Below are 268 nucleotides of genomic sequence, written 5' to 3'. Positions count from 1 at the left end.
CCATCCTGGTGTTCGCGGTTTTCACGGGCCTCTGCGCACTCGCGCAAGGCTATACCGACTTGCTCGCTTACCGGACCATTGCGGGCATCGGACTTGGCGGAGAGTTCGGCATCGGCATGACACTCGTGGCCGAAGCGTGGCCGGCGTCGCAGCGCGCGCGAGTGTCGTCGTATGTGGGCCTTGGTTGGCAACTCGGCGTACTGGCGGCCGCATTGCTGACGCCGCTTCTGTTGCCGCTTATCGGCTGGCGCGGCATGTTCGCGCTCGG

General features: G+C 65.7%; 1 protein-coding gene. It reads left to right on the top strand.

What is annotated here, in order from left to right:
* The coding region (locus SB771_RS34755) for an MFS transporter (RefSeq protein ID WP_410722010.1) at nt 1–268 on the top strand (268 nt) is incomplete at both ends.

Origin of the sequence: Burkholderia sp. SIMBA_051, from assembly GCF_046534915.1 — a bacterium.
Taxonomy (GTDB): domain Bacteria; phylum Pseudomonadota; class Gammaproteobacteria; order Burkholderiales; family Burkholderiaceae; genus Burkholderia; species Burkholderia ambifaria.
Note: the sequence above shows the minus strand (reverse complement) of the source record. Positions and strands in the feature narration are given on the sequence as shown.